Annotated in this window: 19 protein-coding genes; 11 read left to right on the top strand and 8 right to left on the bottom strand. The window is 71.0% G+C overall.

The annotated features are described in order from the left end of the window. Positions 1 to 82 precede the first annotated feature (82 nt). From ACIQU3_RS24105 to ACIQU3_RS24095, 3 genes are all read right to left on the bottom strand, one after another. On the bottom strand, positions 83 to 1,573 hold the full coding sequence (locus ACIQU3_RS24105) for a glutamate synthase subunit beta (RefSeq protein ID WP_403729844.1): 1,491 nt from the start codon (positions 1,571 to 1,573) through the stop codon (positions 83 to 85). Positions 1,574 to 1,675: 102 nt separating this feature from the next. Further along, complete coding sequence (locus tag ACIQU3_RS24100) at positions 1,676 to 2,155, bottom strand: DUF1772 domain-containing protein (protein WP_403927661.1); 480 nt, start codon at positions 2,153 to 2,155, stop codon at positions 1,676 to 1,678. Between the two features lie 324 nt (positions 2,156 to 2,479). Next, positions 2,480 to 3,178 (bottom strand): DUF2293 domain-containing protein, encoded by a 699-nt coding sequence (locus ACIQU3_RS24095; RefSeq protein ID WP_403927659.1) that lies wholly within the window; start codon positions 3,176 to 3,178, stop codon positions 2,480 to 2,482. 206 nt (positions 3,179 to 3,384) lie between these two features. On the opposite strand from ACIQU3_RS24095, the gene ACIQU3_RS24090 reads away from it, so the two are divergent. Next, entirely contained in the window at positions 3,385 to 4,026 is a 642-nt protein-coding gene (locus ACIQU3_RS24090) for a uridine kinase (RefSeq protein ID WP_403927656.1), read from the top strand. Between the two features lie 139 nt (positions 4,027 to 4,165). Next, complete coding sequence (locus tag ACIQU3_RS24085; RefSeq protein WP_403729864.1) at positions 4,166 to 4,594, top strand: CBS domain-containing protein; 429 nt, start codon at positions 4,166 to 4,168, stop codon at positions 4,592 to 4,594. An 85-nt stretch (positions 4,595 to 4,679) separates the two neighbouring features. Here the strand turns inward: ACIQU3_RS24085 and ACIQU3_RS24080 are convergent, their stop codons facing one another. Beyond that, a complete protein-coding gene (locus tag ACIQU3_RS24080; protein WP_403729867.1) occupies positions 4,680 to 5,807 on the bottom strand; it encodes a magnesium and cobalt transport protein CorA in 1,128 nt (375 codons plus the stop codon). 314 nt (positions 5,808 to 6,121) lie between these two features. Here ACIQU3_RS24080 and ACIQU3_RS24075 point away from each other — a divergent pair, with 314 nt between their 5' ends. Beyond that, positions 6,122 to 6,913: a methyltransferase domain-containing protein gene (locus ACIQU3_RS24075; protein ID WP_403729870.1), complete on the top strand. Its 792-nt coding sequence runs from the start codon at positions 6,122 to 6,124 to the stop codon at positions 6,911 to 6,913. Between the two features lie 193 nt (positions 6,914 to 7,106). On the opposite strand, the gene ACIQU3_RS24070 is transcribed toward ACIQU3_RS24075, so the two are convergent. Together ACIQU3_RS24070 and ACIQU3_RS24065 are read right to left on the bottom strand one after the other, a co-directional pair. Beyond that, positions 7,107 to 8,015 carry a carbohydrate kinase family protein gene (locus ACIQU3_RS24070; RefSeq protein WP_403729873.1) on the bottom strand — a complete coding sequence of 303 codons (909 nt, stop codon included), beginning with the start codon at positions 8,013 to 8,015 and terminating at the stop codon, positions 7,107 to 7,109. 173 nt (positions 8,016 to 8,188) lie between these two features. Next, entirely contained in the window at positions 8,189 to 9,097 is a 909-nt protein-coding gene (locus ACIQU3_RS24065) for a pseudouridine-5'-phosphate glycosidase (protein ID WP_403729876.1), read from the bottom strand. A 106-nt stretch (positions 9,098 to 9,203) separates the two neighbouring features. On the opposite strand from ACIQU3_RS24065, the gene ACIQU3_RS24060 reads away from it, so the two are divergent. Beyond that, the gene (locus tag ACIQU3_RS24060) at positions 9,204 to 9,632 is read left to right on the top strand and encodes a VOC family protein (RefSeq protein WP_403729879.1); all 429 of its coding nucleotides are present in this window, start codon (positions 9,204 to 9,206) and stop codon (positions 9,630 to 9,632) included. Between the two features lie 13 nt (positions 9,633 to 9,645). Here ACIQU3_RS24060 and ACIQU3_RS24055 read toward each other — a convergent pair whose 3' ends face one another. Next, on the bottom strand, positions 9,646 to 10,200 hold the full coding sequence (locus tag ACIQU3_RS24055) for a methylated-DNA--[protein]-cysteine S-methyltransferase (protein WP_403729882.1): 555 nt from the start codon (positions 10,198 to 10,200) through the stop codon (positions 9,646 to 9,648). Positions 10,201 to 10,252: 52 nt separating this feature from the next. Continuing rightward, entirely contained in the window at positions 10,253 to 11,125 is an 873-nt protein-coding gene (locus tag ACIQU3_RS24050) for a glycerophosphodiester phosphodiesterase (RefSeq protein WP_403729885.1), read from the bottom strand. A 289-nt stretch (positions 11,126 to 11,414) separates the two neighbouring features. Here ACIQU3_RS24050 and ACIQU3_RS24045 point away from each other — a divergent pair, with 289 nt between their 5' ends. The 7 genes from ACIQU3_RS24045 to ACIQU3_RS24015 all read left to right on the top strand — a co-directional run bounded on the left by ACIQU3_RS24045 (position 11,415) and on the right by ACIQU3_RS24015 (position 20,154). Beyond that, positions 11,415 to 12,281, top strand: a complete 867-nt coding sequence (locus tag ACIQU3_RS24045) for an MHYT domain-containing protein (protein ID WP_403729891.1) — start codon at positions 11,415 to 11,417, stop codon at positions 12,279 to 12,281. 40 nt (positions 12,282 to 12,321) lie between these two features. Beyond that, positions 12,322 to 14,466, top strand: a complete 2,145-nt coding sequence (gene uvrB / locus ACIQU3_RS24040; protein ID WP_403729894.1) for an excinuclease ABC subunit UvrB — start codon at positions 12,322 to 12,324, stop codon at positions 14,464 to 14,466. A gap of 138 nt (positions 14,467 to 14,604) precedes the next feature. Further along, the gene (locus tag ACIQU3_RS24035) at positions 14,605 to 15,183 is read left to right on the top strand and encodes a TerD family protein (protein ID WP_234849816.1); all 579 of its coding nucleotides are present in this window, start codon (positions 14,605 to 14,607) and stop codon (positions 15,181 to 15,183) included. Between the two features lie 75 nt (positions 15,184 to 15,258). Beyond that, entirely contained in the window at positions 15,259 to 17,313 is a 2,055-nt protein-coding gene (locus ACIQU3_RS24030) for a TerD family protein (protein WP_403729898.1), read from the top strand. A 224-nt stretch (positions 17,314 to 17,537) separates the two neighbouring features. After that, complete coding sequence (locus tag ACIQU3_RS24025) at positions 17,538 to 18,539, top strand: TerC family protein (protein WP_403729906.1); 1,002 nt, start codon at positions 17,538 to 17,540, stop codon at positions 18,537 to 18,539. 129 nt (positions 18,540 to 18,668) lie between these two features. After that, on the top strand, positions 18,669 to 18,971 hold the full coding sequence (locus ACIQU3_RS24020) for a hypothetical protein (protein ID WP_403729914.1): 303 nt from the start codon (positions 18,669 to 18,671) through the stop codon (positions 18,969 to 18,971). A gap of 82 nt (positions 18,972 to 19,053) precedes the next feature. Further along, the gene (locus ACIQU3_RS24015) at positions 19,054 to 20,154 is read left to right on the top strand and encodes a calcium:proton antiporter (protein ID WP_403729917.1); all 1,101 of its coding nucleotides are present in this window, start codon (positions 19,054 to 19,056) and stop codon (positions 20,152 to 20,154) included. Positions 20,155 to 20,166: the final 12 nt, after the last annotated feature.

Genomic DNA, 20,166 nt, shown 5'->3' with positions numbered 1-20,166 from the left:
GCGGCTGGGCGGCTGAGCGGCCGAGCGGCCGAGTGGCTGAGCGCCCGAGTGGCTGGGCGGCCGAGGCGGCTGGGGGCGTGCGTTACACCGCCATGGGTCGGTCGTACGGGCCGATCGGCGCCGGGAGTCGCGAACTGCCCGTCAGATGGCGGTCGACGGCGGCCGCCACCGCCCGCCCCTCGGCGATCGCCCACACGATGAGCGACTGCCCCCGGGCCGCGTCCCCCGCGGCGAACACGCCAGGCACGTTCGTGGCGAAACCGGAGTCCCGCGCGATCGTCCCGCGGGGCTCCAGGTCCAGTCCCAGTTGGTCCACGAGCCCGTCCTCGCGGTCGAGCCCGGAGAAGCCGAGGGCGAGCAGCACGAGGTCGGCAGGAAGCGTCCGCCCGGTGCCTTCCACCGGGCGGCGCCGCGCGTCCACCTCGACCAGGTGCAGCGACCGCACCCGCCCGCGCGCGTCACCGTCGAAGCGCAGCGTGGACGCAGCGAACAGCCGCGCGTCCGCGTGCGCGACCGGGGCGGTCCGCAGATCCCGGGCCTCCTCGTGGGCGGCGGACAGCCGGTAGACCCGCATCGGGTACGTCGGCCAGGGCTCGGTGTCCTCGTCGCGCTCCGCCTCCGGCAGCGCGTAGATGTCCAGCTGGGTCACGGACGCCGCGCCCTCCCGTACCGCCGTACCCAGGCAGTCCGCCCCGGTGTCACCGCCGCCGACGATGACCACGTGCTTCCCCGCGGCCGACAGCGGAGACGACTCCATGTCACCCTCACGGACCCGGTTGGCCAGCGGCAGGTACTCCATCGCCTGGTGGATGCCCGTCAGCTCCCGCCCCGGCACCTGCAGTTCACGCCACGCGGTCGCCCCGGTGGCGAGCACCACGGCGTCGTAACGGGTTCGCAGCTCCTCGGCCCCGATGTCCCGCCCGACGGCGGTCGAGGTCCTGAACTTCGTTCCCTCGGCACGCATCTGCTCCAGCCGCCGCTCCAGATGGTGCTTCTCCATTTTGAACGCGGGGATGCCGTACCGCATGAGCCCGCCGAGCCGGTCGTCCCTCTCGTACACGGCGACCGTGTGCCCGGCCCGCGTCAGCTGCTGGGCCGCGGCCAGCCCGGTCGGGCCCGAGCCGATCACCGCGACTGTCTTGCCGGACAGCCGTTCCGGCGGCCGCGGCGGCGCGAAGCCCTCCTCCATGGCCCGGTCGGCGACAGCGCACTCGACGTTCTTGATGGTGACGGCCGGCTGGTTGATCGCCAGCACACATCCCGCCTCACACGGAGCGGGGCACAGGCGGCCGGTGAACTCCGGGAAGTTGTTCGTGGCGTGCAGCCGGTCGGAGGCCGCCCGCCAGTCCTCCCTGGAGACCAGGTCGTTCCACTCGGGGATCAGGTTGCCCAGCGGGCACGCGTCGTGACAGAAGGGGATGCCGCAGTCCATGCAACGGCCGGCCTGCTTGCTGATGATCGGCAGCAGCGCACCGGGGACATAGACCTCGTCCCAGTCCCGCGTCCGTTCCTCGACCGGCCTGCGCGGCCAGTCCTGGCGGGGTGTGGTCATGAAACCCTTGGGATCGGCCATGGCCGTCTTCCTTGCGTGCGCGTATGGCTTCTGGCCACGATACGTCCGCCTCCGGGCCGGTGCCCGTCGCGCGGGGCACGGGCGGTGGGCCGGCCGCCGGGATCAGGTGAGCGCCAGCACGTACGCCAGTGCCGCCCCGGCTGAGGCGGCAGTGCGGACGTGGTTCCACAGCGTCCATTCGCGCAGGTACACCTGCCAGTACGCCGCCGCTTCCGGGGTGTCCGGGTCGAGGCCTGCCAGCTCGTCGTTGCGGGGCACGTTCGCGACCATGGTCAGGCCGAACGATCCGAACAGGTACAGGGCGCTGCCCACCAGCAGCTCCACCGTCCCCTCGTCCGGCCACAGCACGAACGTCACCACGGCGATCACCGCACACAGTGCGGCAGACCCGAGGAACACCATCATGAACGGCGGAGTCACCGCGGCCACGTTGATCGCCTTCATCGCGGCGACCCCCTGCGCGGGCGGCAGCATGCCGAGGCCCCGCATGACGAAGGTCGAAAACCCGCAGAACACCCCGGCCACCAGGCCGGTCCCGAGCACGCCCAGCACCGTCAGCACGAAGTACGGTCCGTCGATCATGTCCCTCTCCCGCCCGTCGAGCCGGGATCCTGCCCGGCACCCTTCCTCACCACAAGTGAAATTCCGTACGAGCACCGTGACCATGACCGAGCGGCGCGGGACCATGAGCAGACGTCCAGGCCCCACGGGGCGGCCGGCCGTGTCCGCACGCTCCGCCGAACGATCCGTCAGCCTTTCGCCCGCCGATCGCCCATCGCCCGTCGTCGGTCGTCCGTCGCCCTTGCCCCGTCGTCGGTCGTCCGTCGTCCTTGGCCCGTCGTCCGTCGTCCGTGGAACGGTGGGTGGGGCGGACGCAGGGCGGCACCGCGTCCCGGGGGTGTCAGGTCACCCCGCGGAATCGAGCCCTGCCTCGGTCCACCCGCTCAGCACCGTCGCCACCGCCGCCGCGATCCGCCGCCGCGCCTCGTGCCGCGGCACGCCGCTCATCAACAGCCGGTCGTACGGCGTGTCCAGGTGCCTTACGGACGCCACGACCGCCGAGGTGACCGCACTCTCGGTCAGCGCACGTCCCGCCGCGCTGCGGCCCACCCGCCCGCTGCCCCGTTCCGAGGCGTGCAGGGCGATGGCCCGTGCCCGGTCGGCCGGGCACCCGGGGAAGAGCCGGAGTATCTCCACGGCGAACGCCTGGGCGAACAGGGCGTCCTGCTCCGCCCGTCGCCGCGCGTCCCGCACCCGGCGTCGCCGTCTCGCCTCGGCGTCCGCGAGGCAGCGCTGCTCGGCCCGCGCGAGCGCCGCCTCCTCGACCAGGACGCCCTGTCGCTCGTACCGGCTCTTGCGCCGGTTGAACCGCACGACCACCGCCGACAGCACGCTCTCCGCCCGCGATCTGCGGGTCAGCGCGGTGTCGCCGCTCGGCAGGAACACCAGATGGGCGAGGTCGGCGCAGTCGAGGCAGCGCGGGGCGCCGTCCTCCAAGGCCAGGAGCGGCAGCGGCCCGCGTCGGCACTCGCCGCAGTGCCGCCGTTTGAGGGGCTGGAAGACGAGAAGCCCGGTGTGGGGCGGGAGCGAGGCGCGGGGGACCATGACCAGTTCATTCCCCGTCACGGTGGCGCGAAGTGCGCAGGACGTGACGGATCCGGGCGATCCCGGCGATCGCGGCGATCCAGACGGGCCTGGTGGTGCAGACGGGCATGGTGCAGATAGGCCTGTCGGAGGCGTGCCGGTGGTGCAGGTGGTCCTTGTGGCCCCTGTGGTCCGGCGAGACACCTTCGGTCCCGGCCTGACGCATCATGGGCCGTGTGCGACTCGAAGCGATCACCTGGGACCGGCTCAGCGACCGGCTCGCCGAGCGCCTGCTCGATCTGAAACCCGCCGACGGCAGCCCCTGGCCGCGCATCGCCTTCGACGGCGCCCCGGCCGCCCGCCCCGGAGACCTCGCCCACCGCGTCTGTGAGGCGCTTCGCATACGCGGCCGCTCCTCGCTCGTCGTGGGCACGGAGGGCTTCCTGCGCCCCGCCTCGGTTCGGCTGGAGTACGGGCACCAGGACGTCGAGGCCTATTACAGCGGCTGGTACGACACGGGCGCCCTGTGGCGTGAGGTGTTCGGCCCGCTCGAAGCCGACGGCAACGGCCGTGTCCTGCCCGACCTGTGGGACCCGGCCGCCGACCGCGCGACCCGCAGTCCGTACGTCGCACTCCCTCCCGGCGGCGTTCTGTTGTTGCACGGCCCCTTCCTCCTTCGGCACTGGTTCCCCTTCGATCTGAGCGTCCACGTCCTCCTCTCCCGGGGCGCCCTGCGCCGCCGCACACCCGAGACCGAGCACTGGACCCTTACGGCCTTCGAGCGCTACGAGCACGAGACGGACCCGGTGGAGACGGCGGACGTCCTGGTGCGGGCCGACGATCCGCGCCATCCCGCGTGGGGCGGCTGAGACAGGGCCGGTGTCGGTACCGCCGGTGGGCAGCCCCGCTTGCGTGTGCGGGCGTCCGGTGGCGCGACGAGAATGAGGGACACCGGGACTCGCGGTGCGTCCCGCTCCGCGCCGGCCGTCCGGCACCGGGAGGTACTTCATGACCACCGCCGGAGACATCATGCACCGCGGCGCCCAGTGGATCCCCGCCCACGAGACACTCGACCGCGCCGCCCAGCTCATGCGCGAGCTGAACGTCGGAGCCCTGCCCATCAGCGACGAGAACGAGCGGCTCTGCGGCATCCTCACCGACCGCGACATCGTGGTCGGCTGCGTCGCCATGGGCCACGACCCCGCCAGGATCACCGCGGGTGAGATGGCCAAGGGCACGCCCCGCTGGATCGAGGCGGACGCCGATGTAGGCGAGGTGCTCCGCGAGATGCGGGAGCACCAGATCCGCCGGCTGCCCGTGATCCGGGACAAGCGCCTGGTCGGCATGATCAGTGAAGCCGACCTCGCCCGGCATCTCGCGCAGGACCAGATCGCCTCCTGGGCGGAGAGCGTCTACTCCACGACCGCCATGCACTGACCGGCAAGCACTGATCGCCAGGCACTGGACGACCCGCGATGCGCTGACCGCTCGGGGATCCCCCCGCAGGCGGGCCCGGCCCGCCTCAGAGCCAGCCGCTCCGGCGGAACCCCCGGTACAGGGCGAGGCACGCGACGGATATGACGCCGATGACCATGCCATAGCCGTATCGCCAGTGCAGCTCCGGCATGTGGTCGAAGTTCATGCCGTAGACCCCGCAGACCATCGTCGGCACGGCGACGATCGCGGCCCACGCGGTGATCTTCCGCATGTCCTCGTTCTGCGCGACCGTGACCTGCGCGAGGTGCGCCTGGAGGATCGAGTTGAGCAGTTCGTCGAAGGCGGCGATCTGCTCCTTGGCCCGCAGCAGATGGTCCGAGACGTCACGGAAGTACGCCTGTATCTCCGGATCGACCGCACGGATCGGCCGGGTGGCGAGATCTTCCAGCGGCCGGCTGAGCGGCACCACCGCCCGCTTCAGTTCGAGGAGTTCACGCTTGAGCTGGTAGATGCGCCCCGGGTCGGTCCGCGCTCCGGACTCCGAGAACACATCCGTCTCGACCTGGTCGATGTCCGCCTGCACCGAGTCCGTGACCGTCAGGTAGTCGTCGACCACATGGTCCGCGAGTGCGTGCAGGACCGCCGAGGGGCCCTTGGCGAGCTGGCCGGGATCGGACTCCAGTTCCTCGCGCAGCGGGCCCAGTGAGCCGTGCCGGCCGTGCCGCACCGTGATCACGAAGTCAGCGCCGACGAACACCATGATCTCGCCGGTGTTCACCACTTCGCTGGTGGCCGTCAGCTCCTCGTGCTCGACATAACAGACCGTCTTGAACACGGCGAAGAGCGTCTCGCCGTAGCGCTCCAGCTTGGGGCGCTGGTGGGCCTCGATCGCGTCCTCGACGGCCAGTGGGTGCAGGTCGAAGAGCTCGGCGATGCCCGCGAACTCCTGGTCGGTGGGCTCGTGCAGACCGAGCCAGACGAAGCCCTCCCGGCTCTTGCGCACCCGCTCCACGGTGTCCACCAGGTCGCCGCCCGCGGGGGTGCGGACGCCTTCCCGGTAGGTCACGCAGTTCACCACGGAGGAACCCAGCGGGGACCGGGCCGGGTGACTCAGGTCGACGCGCGGGCGCCGCCGGGCCAGCCTGGCCACCTTGCGAAGGCCACCGACCCCGCCGAGGCTCGTGACCTTCCGCAGATTCCCTGCCATGGACATCCGGCTCTCCTTGCGTGGAACTTCTCGCGCCGTTCCTGCGCCTTGGCGGGCCAGTCTGCCAGGCCCGCATGAGCTGCGGGTCAGCCTGTGAGAACGACTCGTTCCGCTTGGTTCCGGGCTGTGGACGAACCGCGCGCCGACGCCACGGCTCCGCCGTTCTGTCGTATCTCTGCCGTATCGACGCATGCCCGGGCCGGGCGGTTCTCGGTCGGGCCCGGACGTCGCGCTTCTCCGCCGCGGAAGCCTCCCCCGCGGGTGGCCGTGCCGGAGCGTCAACGAGTACGGGTAAGTCGGATAAATGGGATGATCGCGGCATGACGCGAACCGACGGGCACCTCCTGGACAACCGGCAGACCGGAGCGGCGGAACACTTCAGCGCCTTCGCCGCTCTCTTCGATCCCACGACGTTCCGGCACCTCGAAGCGCTCGGCATCGGATCCGGCTGGCGGTGCTGGGAGGTCGGCGCGGGCACCACGGTGGTGTCCTGGCTGGCCAAGAAGGTCGGCCCGACCGGCCGCATCGTCGCCACCGACACCGACGCCTCACGGCTTGCTGTCGCGGCCCGGCCCCCCGTCGAAGTGCGGGCCCACGACCTCGACGCGCAGGAGCCGCCGGGGGAGGGCTTCGACCTGGTGCACGCCCGCATCGCCCTCGTCCACGTGACCGATCGGGAACGGGCTCTGCGGTCCATGATCAAGGCGCTGCGTCCCGGCGGGCGCCTCCTCGTCGAGGACGCCGATCCCGCCCTGCAGCCCCTTGTCTGCCCCGACGAGCACGGCCCCGAGCAGCAGCTCGCGAACCGGCTGCGGCAGGGTTTCCGCAGACTGCTCGCCGACCGTGGGACCGATCTGCCCCGCGGCCGCACCCTGCCGCGGCTGCTGCGGGACGCCGGGCTGACCGGGGTCCACGCCGAAGCTCATTTCCCCCTCGCCTCGCCGGCCTGCGCGGCGCTGGAGTCCGTCACGATCCGTCAGATCCGCGACCAGCTCGTGACGGCCGGCCTCGCCACCGACCAGGACATCGACCGGCACCTGGAGAACGTCACGTCCGGTGCGCTCGATCTGGCGACGGCACCGATGATCTCGGCGTGGGGACGCAAGCAGTAGCCGGGGCGCGCGAGGTGGCCCGTCTGGCGAGGTGGCTTCGTCAGGTGGGGTAGCCCGTCAGGCGAGGTGGCTTCGTCAGGTGGGGTGGCCCGTCTGGCGAGGTGGCTTCGTCAGGTGGGGTGGCCCGTCAGGCGAGGTGGCTCCGTCCGGTGGGGTGGCCCGTCAGGCGAGGTGGCTCCGTCCGGTGACGTGGTCAGTCCGGCACGGGTGGTCTGCCGCCCACCCACTCCACCGCTCGCGCACCCGCCCGGCAGCCCTCCGCCGCGGCGTCCTCCGGCCCGGCACCCGCCAGCAGGGCGGCGAGGAACGCGCCGGTGAAGGCGTCACCGGCCCCCGTGGTGTCCCGCGGCGTCGCCGGCACGGCCGGAACGCGGGCACTCACCTTTCCCGAGCGGGCCACGAGTGCCCCCTCGTGACCCTGCTTGGCGACGACCAGCGGCACGCGCAGACTCAGCTCGGCCGCAGCCTCGGCCGCGTCCGCCAGACCCGTCAGCAGGCACGCCTCGTCCCGGCTCGGCAGCAATAGGTCCACGCCCTCGACGAGCGACAGGAACCGCTCGGCGCCCAGCTCCGCGAGGAAGCCGGCAGAAGCGGGGTCCATGCTCACCGGCACCCCACGCGCGCGTGCGGCGTCGAGGGCCAACGTCACCAGAGCCCGGCCGGGCTCGGAGAACAGCAGGTAGCCCGAGAGGTGGACCCGGGCCACGTCGTCGAGCAGCGCGTCCGACCAGTCGGCGGGTCCGAGCCGCACCGACGCGCCCCCGTCGGTGAGGAACGTCCGCTCCGCCGAGGCGCCGCCGTCGACCACGCAGATCACCGTGCCGGTCGGCACCAGCGGGTCGACGACGAGCTGCGGACGCACCCCCTGGGCGACCAGCTCCCGTTCGTGCCAGGCGGCCGCGTCCGCCCCGACCCGCCCGAGCAACCGCACGTCCGCGGCTCCCCGGTGGGCCGCCCAGCACGCCACGTTGGCGCCCGCCCCGCCGGCCACGGTCCGGATCGAGGCAGCAGTGTCCGTGCCGGCCGCGAGCGGCCCGGCGTGCCGTGCGACGACGTCCGTGATGACGTCCCCGACGACCAGCAACCCCGGGCCCACCGCCACACCCCGGCCTCCGGGAGGCGTACTCCGGGAGCCGGTGCCCCCGTAGCCCGTGCTCCCGGAGCCGGTGCCCCCGTAACCCGTACTCCTGTAGCCCGACCGCCCGGATCCGGTACCCCCGAAGTCCGTACTCCCGGAGCCCGCCGGACCTTCCCGCCCCGTGCCGCCGGCCGTGGTCATCCCCGGGCCCGGGCCGCCGCGATCCTCGCTGCCAGGCGTACGTTCCCCCGGACGGCGGCCAGGTTGGCGCCGAGGGACGCGCCGTCCGTGTGCCGCACCAGATAGTCCAGCAGGAACGGCGTGACCGCCTGGCCGGTGACCCCCTCCGCCTCGCACGCGTGCAGCGCGTCCGCCAGCACGCGCGCGTGCAGCTCCGGATCGAGCTGCTCCTCCTCGGGCACGGGATTGGCGACGATCAGCGCCGATTCCGGCCCGCCGAGTGCGTCCTGCGCCCGCATGACGTCCGCCACCTGCTCCGGCGTCTCCAACGTCCAGTCCACCGGATGCCCGGAGTCGGAGAGGTAGAAGCCGGGGAACCGGCCGGTGCCGTACCCGGCCACGGCGACACCCAGCGTCTCCAGCCGCTGGAGAGTCGCCGGCACGTCCAGGATCGACTTCACCCCGGCACACACCACTGTGATGCGCGTACGCGCCAGCAGCCCCAGGTCGGCCGACTCGTCCTGCGTCACCGTCCACTCCCGGTGCACCCCGCCGAGCCCACCCGTCGCGAAGACCCGCACGCCCGCAAGCGCCGCCAGCAGCGCCGTCGCCGACACCGTGGTCGCCCCGCTGGCCCCGGACGCCACCGCGAGCGGCAGGTCACGGTGGCCGAGCTTGCGAATGCCGTCCTCGTTCGCGACCCGCTCCAGCTGCTCCTTGTCCAGGCCCACACAAGGACGCCCGTCCAGCACGGCGATCGTGGCGGGCACCGCGCCCTCCTGCCGCACGGCCGCCTCCAGCTCCAGGGCCACCTGGAGGTTCCGCGGCCGTGGAAGCCCGTGGGCGATGATCGTGGACTCCAGGGCCACGACGGGCCGGCGCGCGTCGATCGCCTCCCGCACTTCGTCGGACACCACCAGCACCACGCGCCTGCCTCCTGTCAGTCGGTCAGTCGTCTTCCCTCATCTCTGGCGAGCGGCGGACCGGGCCAAACCCTTGCGGGCCGGCGGAGTGGTCACGAGCCTGGGGTACATGACCGATCACACGCCACGTCTCGACCACGTCGTCCTCTGGGCGCGCGACCCGCTCGCAGCCGCCGACTTCTACGAGAAGGCCGTCGGCATGGAAACGCTCCGGCTCGCGGAATTCGCTGCGGGTGAGGCGCCGTTCCCCTCCGTGCGCGTCAACGGCGAGACCATCCTCGACCTCATGCCGCTGAGCCACGCGGAGCGCATGACGATGCTGCCCGGCTCCGCCGACAGCGCGGGGCACCCGGTCAACCACGTCTGCCTGTCCCTGACCCGCGGCGACTTCGACGCCCTTCTCAGCCGTCTCCAGGAGCGCTCCGTGCCGGTGTCGGACCTCGCGCACGGCTCGTTCGGAGCCCAGGGCCAGGCCACCCGCAGCTTCTACTTCCGGGACCCGGACGGCAACGTCTTCGAGGCCCGGCATTACGACTGACCGGGCCCGCTTCCTAGAAGAGCGGCTCCGGAAGCACACCTTCCAGGGCGAGCAGCCTCCGCTTGGTCTCCAGTCCGCCCCCGAAACCGCCGATGCCGCCGTCGCTCTCGACGACCCGGTGACAGGGCACCACCACCGGCAGCGGATTCGATCCCATCGCCATGCCCACGGCCTGGGCGGCGCCCGGCTGGCCGACCCGCCCTGCCAGGTCGCCGTATCCGACGACCGTGCCGTACGGCACGCCCGAGGCCAGTTCGCGCAGGACCTCCCGGTTGAAGCCGGAGATCAGCGACCAGTCCAGCGGCAGGTCGAAGTCCCGCCGCTCGCCCCCGAGGTACGCCTCGACCTGGCGTATCGCCTCGGCCAGCAGCGGGGAGCCGGGCGCCTCGACGGGCTCGGAGCCCAGCCGCGACGCCAACCGCTCGACGGCCCGCTCCCGTACCGCGTCCGTGGCGTGGAACACCACGTTGACCAGGCCGTCCCGGCTTGCGGCCAGCAGCAACGGCCCGATCCCGCTCTCGACGACCGCCCAGACGACCCGCGGCCCGACCTGCTCTCGGCTGTCCATGCGCCCACAGTAGGACCCGCCACTGACAACGCCGTCCGGCCGGGACGCCGGATCAGCCGCCCACCGCCTTGCGCACCACGTCCGGCCTGTTGGTGATGATCCCGTCGACCCCGTACCGGGCGACCCGCCGGGCCGTCCTCGCGTCGTCGACCGTCCAGGCGAAGACCTCCATCGGCTTGCCGTGCGGCCCGTCGAACGCCCGTACGGAGGACACGTACGCCGGGGAGAGCGAGCTGTGCGAGGGGTTGATCTGGTCGGCGAACTGGGCGTACGTGAGCAGGTCCGACACCGGCGGCGTCCCCAGGAGGGCCGTCTTCACGCCGGGCTTCAGCTGGTGCACCGTCCGCACGCTGTTCGCGCTGAAACTCTGCACGATCAGCCGGCGCGCCCGATGCGACCGGTCGAGCCAGCCCTCGTTGCTGAGGACCTTCAGCGTCTGCCGCTCGATGCCCGGGTACAGCTTCGGATTCTTGATCTCCAGGAGCAGCTTCTGACGGTGACGGTCCAAGCGGCGCACGAACTGCTCCAACGTCGGCACGCGCGCGCCCGCGTACGAGGGCCCGAACCAGCTGCCCGCGTCCAGCCGGGCGATCTCCGCTGCGGTGAAGTCCTTCACCTTCCAAGGAGCCCGGCCGGGGAAGACCTCCTCGGCGTCGGTGGTGCGCCGCAGGTTGTCGTCGTGAATGACGACCAGCTCACCGTCCCTGGTCCGCTGCACGTCGTTCTCCACCCAGCGGATGCCCAGCTCCGCCGCCCTGTCCACCGCGGCCAGGGTGTTCTCGGGCGCGTAGGCGGAGGCGCCCCGGTGCGCGATGACCAGCGGCGCCGCGCCGCCTTCCGCGGCATGCGCGGGGGAGAGGGGGAACAGCAGGGCGGCAGTACCCAGGAGTGCGGTGGTCGAGGCGGCAACAGCGCGCGCGTGCATGCGTACTCCTCGCGACGAACGAACGGCGACATCACAGACAGCACAACTGTGACAGCAGAGGGTCAACACGAGGGGGGTGCAGGATGGCCACACGTTGAACGGAGAGGACCCAACTCCGCTCACTGATAACGCACAACTGAGGCAAGGCCGTGTTTCTTTGCCGGAAAGTCGTTCGACCATTCCGGTGGGGGTCATACTCTCTGCGTCAACCCTGACCGCTCCTGCGGTCCTGGGAGGGGGCGCACATCAGGAATTCCGGGACGTACGAGGGCGGGAAGGGCAGCCGCGCATGCAGGGCACGGTCGACGGATTCAGCTACGGCCTGGTCACACCCCTGGTGGCCTACTTCATGGCCTGCCTCGGCGGCGCGCTGGGCCTGCGCTGCACCACGAGATCCATGCTCGTCGCCCAGTCCTGGCGCCCCGGCTGGCTCGCCCTCGGCTCCGCCGCCATCGGCTCCGGCATATGGACCATGCACTTCGTCGCCATGATGGGGTTCAAGGTCCGCGGCACCCCGATCCACTACGACAAGGCGATGACGTTCGCGAGCCTCGCCGTCGCGATCATCATGGTGGGCATCGGGATCTTCATCGTCGGCTACAAAGGTGCGCGCGGTACGGCGCTGTTCACCGGCGGCACCATCACGGGCCTGGGCATCGCGTCGATGCACTACCTGGGTATGGCCAGCATGAGCCTGGACGGAAAACTGGACTACAACACCGTCACCGTGGGCATCTCCGTCGCCATCGCCATGGGCGCCGCCACCGCCGCACTGTGGGCCGCCGGGCAGGTCAGGGGCTTCCTGTGGAGCGTGGGCGCCAGCCTCGTCATGGGGCTCGCGGTCAGCGGGATGCACTACACCGGCATGGCCGCCCTCAGCGTCCACCTGCACGGCACGGCCGAACCCGCCACGGGGGACTCGCCGGCGACTCTGCTGGCGCCCATGCTGATCGGCCCGCTCGCCTTTCTGCTCCTCGCCGCGGTGGTGGTCATGTTCGATCCGCTGATGGTCATGGGGAAGCCCCCCGTCGTCCCCGTCGAGCCCAAGCCCGGCGTCCCCGCCCACACCCACGTCCGTCACTCCGCTCGCCGGCTGCGGTTCCGCCCCCGCCGCACCGTGGAGCCCCGAGGGTCCCGCACCCCGCAGAACCGCTGATCAGAGCCCATTGTCAGTGCGGAGTCGTACGGTGGATCCCATGCGGCCCGTTTCAAAGATCGAACGCACGGTGGCGCCCTTCGAGGTCGTCAGCCCCTACCAGCCCAACGGCGATCAGCCCACGGCCATCGCCGAGCTCGCCCGGCGCATCGAGGCGGGCGAGAAGGACGTCGTGCTGCTCGGCGCGACCGGCACCGGCAAGTCCGCCACCACCGCGTGGATGATCGAGAAGCTCCAGCGCCCCACGCTCGTGATGGCGCCGAACAAGACGCTGGCCGCCCAGCTGGCGAACGAGTTCCGCGAGCTGCTCCCGAACAACGCCGTCGAGTACTTCGTCTCGTACTACGACTACTACCAGCCCGAGGCGTACGTCCCGCAGTCGGACACCTACATCGAGAAGGACTCCTCGATCAACGAGGAGGTCGAGCGGCTGCGCCACTCCGCGACCAACTCCCTGCTCACCCGGCGGGACGTCGTCGTGGTCGCGTCGGTCTCCTGCATCTACGGCCTGGGCACCCCGCAGGAGTACGTGGACCGCATGGTCCCGCTCAAGGTCGGCGAGGAGATCGACCGTGATGATCTGCTGCGCCGCTTCGTGGACATCCAGTACACGCGAAACGACCTTGCGTTCACCCGCGGCACCTTCCGCGTCCGCGGCGACACCATCGAGATCTTCCCGGTCTACGAGGAGCTGGCCGTCCGCATCGAGATGTTCGGCGACGAGATCGAGGCCCTGTCCACCCTGCACCCGGTCACCGGCGAGATCATCAGCGACGACCAGCAGCTCTACGTGTTCCCGGCCTCCCACTACGTCGCGGGCCCCGAGCGCCTGGAGCGGGCCGTCAACGACATCGAGAAGGAACTGGCCGAGCGCCTGACCGAGCTGGAGAAGCAGGGCAAGCTGCTGGAAGCCCAGCGCCTGCGCATGCGGACCACGTACGACATCGAGATGCTGCGCCAGATCGGCAGCTGCTCCGGCGTGGAGAACTACTCGATGCACTTCGACGGCCGCTCGCCCGGCTCCCCGCCCAACACCCTGCTGGACTACTTCCCGGACGACTTCCTCCTCGTCATCGACGAGTCCCACGTCACCGTCCCGCAGATCGGCGCGATGTACGAGGGCGACGCCTCCCGCAAGCGCACCCTCGTCGAGCACGGCTTCCGGCTGCCCTCCGCCCTGGACAACCGTCCCCTGAAGTGGGAGGAGTTCCAGGAACGCATCGGCCAGACGGTCTACCTCTCCGCCACCCCGGGCACATACGAGATGTCCCGCTCGGACGGCTTCGTCGAGCAGATCATCCGCCCCACCGGCCTCGTCGACCCGGAAGTCGTCGTCAAGCCCACCGAGGGCCAGATCGACGACCTGGTGCACGAGATCCGCCAGCGCACCGAGAAGGACGAGCGCGTCCTGGTCACCACGCTCACCAAGAAGATGGCCGAGGACCTCACGGACTACTTCCTCGAACTGGGCATCCAGGTGCGCTACCTGCACAGCGACGTCGACACCCTGCGCCGCGTGGAGCTGCTGCGTGAACTGCGAGCCGGCGAGTACGACGTGCTTGTCGGCATCAACCTCCTGCGCGAGGGCCTCGACCTGCCCGAGGTGTCCCTGGTGGCGATCCTGGACGCCGACAAGGAGGGTTTCCTCCGCTCCGGCACCTCCCTCATCCAGACCATAGGCCGCGCCGCGCGCAACGTCTCCGGCCAGGTCCACATGTACGCCGACAAGATCACCCCGGCCATGGAGAAGGCCATCGAGGAGACCAACCGGCGCCGCGAGAAGCAGATCGCGTACAACACGGAGCGGGGCATCGACCCCCAGCCGCTGCGCAAGAAGATCAACGACATCGTCGCCCAGATCGCCCGCGAGGACATCGACACGGAGCAGCTGCTCGGCTCGGGCTACCGCAAGGCCAAGAAGGACGGCGGGGGCACCAAGGCGCCCGTGCCCTCCCTCGGCAAGGCGGCCGGCAGCGCCAAGTCCGCCAAGGGCAAGGGCAAGGCCGCCGAGACCGCGCCGACCGACCGTCCGGCGGCCGAACTGGCCGGGCAGATCGAGGAGCTGACCGCTCGGATGCGGGCTGCCGCCGCCGAGCTCCAGTTCGAGATCGCGGCCCGGCTGCGCGACGAGGTCTCCGAGATGAAGAAGGAGCTGCGCCAGATGAAGGAGGCAGGCCTGGCCTGACAGCCTGCCGCGTACGCGCAGTGTTGCAAGACCGACACAAAGTGCGGACCGGGGTACGTCGCTGTCAGTGCCCCTGCGTAGGGTTCTGGTCAACCGCGAGCACGCGGCAACAGGGGAATTCGAGAGGGGAATCAGCGCGTGACCGTCAACATGACCAAGGGTCAGGCCATCAGTCTGCAGAAGAACGACGGCGGCAGCCTGACTGCGGTTCGCATGGGTCTCGGCTGGCAGGCGGCTCCCCGGCGCGGCCTGTTCGGCTCGCGCACGCGGGAGATCGACCTCGACGCCTCCGCCGTCCTGTTCGCGGACAAGCAGCCGGTCGACGTCGTCTTCTTCCGCCACCTCGTGAGCGACGACGGCTCCGTGCGCCACACCGGTGACAACCTCGTCGGCGGCGTCGGCCAGGGCGGCGACGACGAGGCGATCCTCGTCGACCTCGCGCGGGTCCCGGTCCACATCGACCAGATCGTCTTCACCGTGAACTCCTTCACGGGGCAGACCTTCCAGGAAGTGCAGAACGCGTTCTGCCGTCTGGTCGACGAGACCAACGGCCAGGAGCTCGCCCGCTACACGCTCGCCGGCGGCGGCCAGTACACGGCCCAGATCATGGCCAAGGTCCACCGCGCGGGTCAGGGCTGGACGATGACGGCCCTGGGCAACCCGGCCAACGGGCGCACCTTCCAGGACCTGATGCCGGCGATCCTGCCGGTGCTCTGAGCACACCCGGGCCCGGACCGGCGGGCCCGGCGAGCAGCACCCGACACCACACAACGACACAGGGGGACGAAGGCGATGACGGCCGAGCTGGTGCGGGGGCAGAACCACCCGCTCTCCCAGGCCCGCCTGGAGGTCCGGATCTCGGCCGGCACACCGATCGTGGCCGCGGCGGCACTCGGCGACGAGAACGGCCGGATCCACGGCGTGGAGTGGGTGGCCCATCCGGGCGCACCCACCCAGCCGGGTCTCGAGGTCTCACGGCAGGCCGCCGCCGACCACCGTCTCGCGGTGGACCTCGACGCCGTGCCCGAGACCGTCCACCGGGTCAGCGTGCTGCTCGCCCTGCCCGTCGGCGGGACGGGCCCCGTCCGTTTCGCCGCGGTGGCGGCCCCCTTCGTCGCGGTCACCGGCCTCGACGGCGAGGAGATCGCCAGCTACACCATCACCGGCCTGGAGGCCGAGTCGGCCGTCGTCGCCCTCGAGCTCTACCGCCGGCAGGGCGCCTGGAAGGTGCGCGCCGTCGGCCAGGGCTACGAGGGCGGCCTCGCCGAACTCCTCACCGACCAGGGCCTGTCGTCGGCCCACCAGCTCGCCGGGAGCATCAACGACGCGGTGGCCCAAGGGCTGGCCCGCTCCGTGCAGGCGCCCCCACCGCGTGCGGGGGACGGCGACCGTTCCCGTCAGGCAGCGGCACCCGCCCTCGGCCCGGACCAGGGCGGCACCGCACCTCAGACCGGCCCCGTTCCACCGCCGCCCCCCTACGGAGGGCAGACGTCCGGCGGACCCGGGCAGTCCGGCGGTCCTGGGCAGCCGGGTCATCCCGGCCGGCCCGCACCCCAGCAGCCGTCGTATCCCGCCGCCGCACCGGACCCCGACGCCGTGACCCAGCCGTCCGCGCCGACGGCCGGCGGCCCGATCGACTACAGCCACCCACGCCGCCGGAACGCCGCACCGCCGCCGCCCCCGCCGACCGCGCCCCCGGCCGCGCCCGGGCAGCCTGCCCAGCCCGTCGCGGGCGACGCGACCGGCTGGTCCATGGAGGAGCGGCTCTACAACCAGGTCTGGGGCATGTTCGAGGACCTGGCCCGCACGACCGCCGCCTACCGCAGTGCCGTCGACTTCGCCGAGTCCCGCATGGACAAGGAGCTGGAGCAGGTTCTCTCCGACCCGCGCAGCCGGATCGGCGGGCAGGGCGACGCCGCCCGCGAGGCGGCCCGCGCCCGGCACGCCGAGCTCGTCGCCCAGGCCCGGGAGGCGCTGGACCGGGACCTGGCCCAGCTCGCAGCCGAGGCCGACGTCGTCGAACCCGCCCTGCCACCGGCGTACGCCCGCTGGGACAACCCCGTGTGGCACGGCTACCGGGTGCCGATGGAGATCCCCATGGCCCTGCGCCTGGGCGATCTCCACCTCCCGGAGGCCGACCGGGTCCGCATCCCGATGCTGGTCCGGCTGCCGTTGGAGCGGGGGCTGTGGATCGACAGCGGAGCGGCCGGATCGTCCGACGGTTCCTTCACCGATTCCCACACCATGACCCGTCTCGCCATGGAGACGGCGGTCGCGCACGCGGCCCGGTTGCTGGCCGCCTATCCGGCGGGCGAGTTCACCGTCCACGTCATCGACCCGGCCGGTTCGGGGGCGCAGGCGCTGGTGCCCCTCGTGCAGACGGGTGTGCTCGCGGCGCCGCCCGCCCTCGGCGCCGCCGGGGTGGCGGACGTGCTGGGACGGCTCACCCAGAGGGTCGACCTGGTGCAGATGGCGGTCCGGGGCGGCGCCGCCGATTCCCTCCCGCCCGGCTTCGACACCTCCCAGCAACTCCTGATCGTCAACGACTTCCCGCACGGCTTCGACGACCGTGCCGTGAACCAGCTGCGCTACCTCGCCGACGAGGGCCCCGCCTTCGGTGTCCACCTGATGATGGCGGCCGACCGGGAGCAGTCCTCCGGGTACGGGCCTTTGCTCGACCCGCTGTGGCGTTCCCTGCTGCGACTGACGCCGGTGGCGGACGATCACCTCGCCGACCCGTGGGTGGGTCACGCCTGGACGTACGAGCCGTCGCTCGTGCCGCCCGGCAGCCAGATCCTCCAGCAGGTGCTCTCCCAGGTGGCCACCGCCCGCACCAAGTACACGTAAAGCCCTCCGACCAGGGATTTTGGCCTTTCTTTTACCAAGTGCTTTACCTGTTCTTGGTGATTGGGGTACTGTTGACGGCACGGAGGGGAGTACTCCCTGTCTGCTGCGGCGTACCCGTCAATACGGATCAGGCCAGATCCCGGGGCGTCGGCCCATCCTTGGGTGGAAGAGACCTCCGGCAGCGACGACGCTGACATTTGCCGTTAACGACTGCCGGAGGCGCAGTGGATGTTTCCGTGACCTTGTGGGTCCTGACGATCGTGGGCCTCGCCGCCCTCATCGCGGTCGACTTCTTCATCGGCCGCAAGCCGCACGACGTGTCGATCAAGGAAGCCGGGATCTGGACGATCGTCTGGATCGTGCTGGCCGCACTCTTCGGGTTCGGTCTGCTCGTCTTCGCCGGTGGCCAGCCCGCCGGTGAGTTCTTCGCCGGCTTCATTACCGAGAAGTCGCTCAGCGTCGACAACCTGTTCGTCTTCGTCCTGATCATGGCGAAGTTCGCGGTTCCGTCGCAGTACCAGCAGCGAGTCCTGCTGATCGGTGTCCTCATCGCCCTGGTCCTGCGGGCGATCTTCATCGCCGCCGGTGCGGCGATCCTCGCCAGCTTCTCGTGGGTGTTCTACCTCTTCGGCGCCTTCCTCATCTGGACCGCCTGGAAGCTCATCCAGGAGGCCCGAGCCGACGAGGAGGACGAGGAGTTCGAGGAGAACAAGCTGCTCAAGGCCGCCGAGCGCCGCTTCGGCGTGGCGGACCGATACCACGGCACCAAGCTGTGGATCGTGGAGAACGGCAAGCGGGTCATGACCCCGATGCTGGTCGTGATGCTGGCCATCGGCACCACCGACGTGCTCTTCGCCCTCGACTCCATCCCCGCGATCTTCGGCCTGACGCAGGACCCGTACATCGTCTTCACGGCCAACGCGTTCGCCCTGATGGGTCTGCGCCAGCTGTACTTCCTCATCGGCGGCCTGCTGAAGAAGCTGGTCCACCTCTCCTACGGCCTCTCGATCATCCTGGGCTTCATCGGCGTGAAGCTGGTGCTGCACGCGCTGCACGAGTCCGGGGTGCATGTCCCCGAGATCAGCATCCCGGTCTCGCTGGGTGTGATCTGCTCAGTCCTGATCGTCACCACGATCACCAGCCTGCGAGCTTCCAAGAAGCAGGCGGCGGCCGAGGGGGCGCAGGGCAAGAGCGGAGACGCTCCGAAGGACAGCATCGACGCCTGACCGCGTCGGGCGTAGGAACAACCATCACCGGGACCGGTGCGCGGCGAATTGCCGACCGCCGGTCCCGGTGCTTGCTTGTTTCCTGAAGCGTTCCCCGGCTCGGGGGCGCCGTGGCCGGCTGGAGGCGTCATGAAGTTCGTGCAGATCATCGAGTTCGAGACCGAGCGTCTGGACGAGATGCAGCAGGTGCTCGAAGAGGCGGGGCAGCGCAACGCCGGCCGTGCGAACGGCCCCACCCACAGCACGCTGCTGAAGGACCGGGACAAACCCGGCCGCTACCTGGCGCTGATCGAGTTCGACTCGTACGAGGAGGCCATGCGCAACAGCGACGACCCCGAGACCAGCGCGATGGCGCAGCGGCTGGACGCGCTCAGCACGGGCGAGCGGGTCTTCACCAACTGCGACGTCCTGGACGCGCGGGACCTCAAGTAGCGCCTCAGCAGCGTCTCGGGGCGTCCTCAAAGGCCCGGCAAACCGGAGTGCAAGGCCCGAGCACGTCTGCGACGATCGCTGCATGATCGTTCGGAGCGGGCGGCTCGCGGCACAGTGGACGACCCTGGTGCCCCTGCTGGCGGTCCTCCTGCTGGTCCTGACCTGGGGACGGGATCTGCCCGTGGCGGTCGTCGCCCTGGTGACCCTGGTCCTTGCGGGCGCAGTCCTGGCCGCCGTGCACCACGCCGAAGTGGTGGCCCACCGCGTCGGTGAGCCGTTCGGCTCTCTCGTGCTCGCCGTCGCCGTCACGATCATCGAGGTCGCCCTCATCGTCACCCTGATGGCCGACGGCGGGGACAAGAGCTCCACCCTGGCCCGGGACACGGTCTTCGCGGCCGTGATGATCACCTGCAACGGCATCGTCGGACTGTGCCTGCTCGTCGCCTCACTGCGGCACGGCACGGCCGTCTTCAACCCGGAGGGCACCGGCGCCGCACTCGCCACGGTCGCGACCCTGGCCACGCTCAGCCTGGTCCTGCCCACGTTCACCACGAGCAAGCCGGGGCCCGAGTTCTCCACCGTCCAGCTGACCTTCGCGGCGCTGTCCTCGCTCGTTCTGTACGGCTTGTTCGTCGCCACACAGACCGTGCGGCACCGGGACTACTTCCTGCCGATCACCCGGCACGGCGAGGTGATCACCGCCGAGGAGCACGCCGAGGCGCCGACCGTCTCCACCGCCCGCATCAGTCTGGCCCTGCTGGGCCTGGCCCTGATCGGTGTGGTGGGCCTCGCCAAGGGCGTCTCGCCCACCATCGAGTCGGGGGTGGAGGCGGCCGGGCTCCACCATGCCGTCGTCGGCGTGATCATCGCCCTGCTGGTGCTGCTGCCGGAGACCATCGCCGCGCTTCGCTCGGCCCGTCGCGACCGTGTGCAGACCAGCCTGAATCTCGCGCTGGGCTCGGCCATGGCCAGCATCGGCCTGACCATCCCCGCCGTGGCCCTCGCCTCCCTGTGGCTCTCCGGCCCGCTCGTCCTCGGTCTCGGTGCCACGCACATGGTGCTGCTCGCCCTGACCGTGGTGGTCGCCTCGCTGACGGTGGTGCCGGGCCGGGCCACGCCGCTCCAGGGCGGTGTTCACCTGGTGCTGTTCGCGGCGTACCTGGAGCTGGCGATCAACCCGTAGGGCGGCACCACC

It is taken from the genome of Streptomyces sp. NPDC101110, from assembly GCF_044759525.1.
GTDB lineage: Bacteria > Actinomycetota > Actinomycetes > Streptomycetales > Streptomycetaceae > Streptomyces.
Note: the sequence above shows the minus strand (reverse complement) of the source record. Positions and strands in the feature narration are given on the sequence as shown.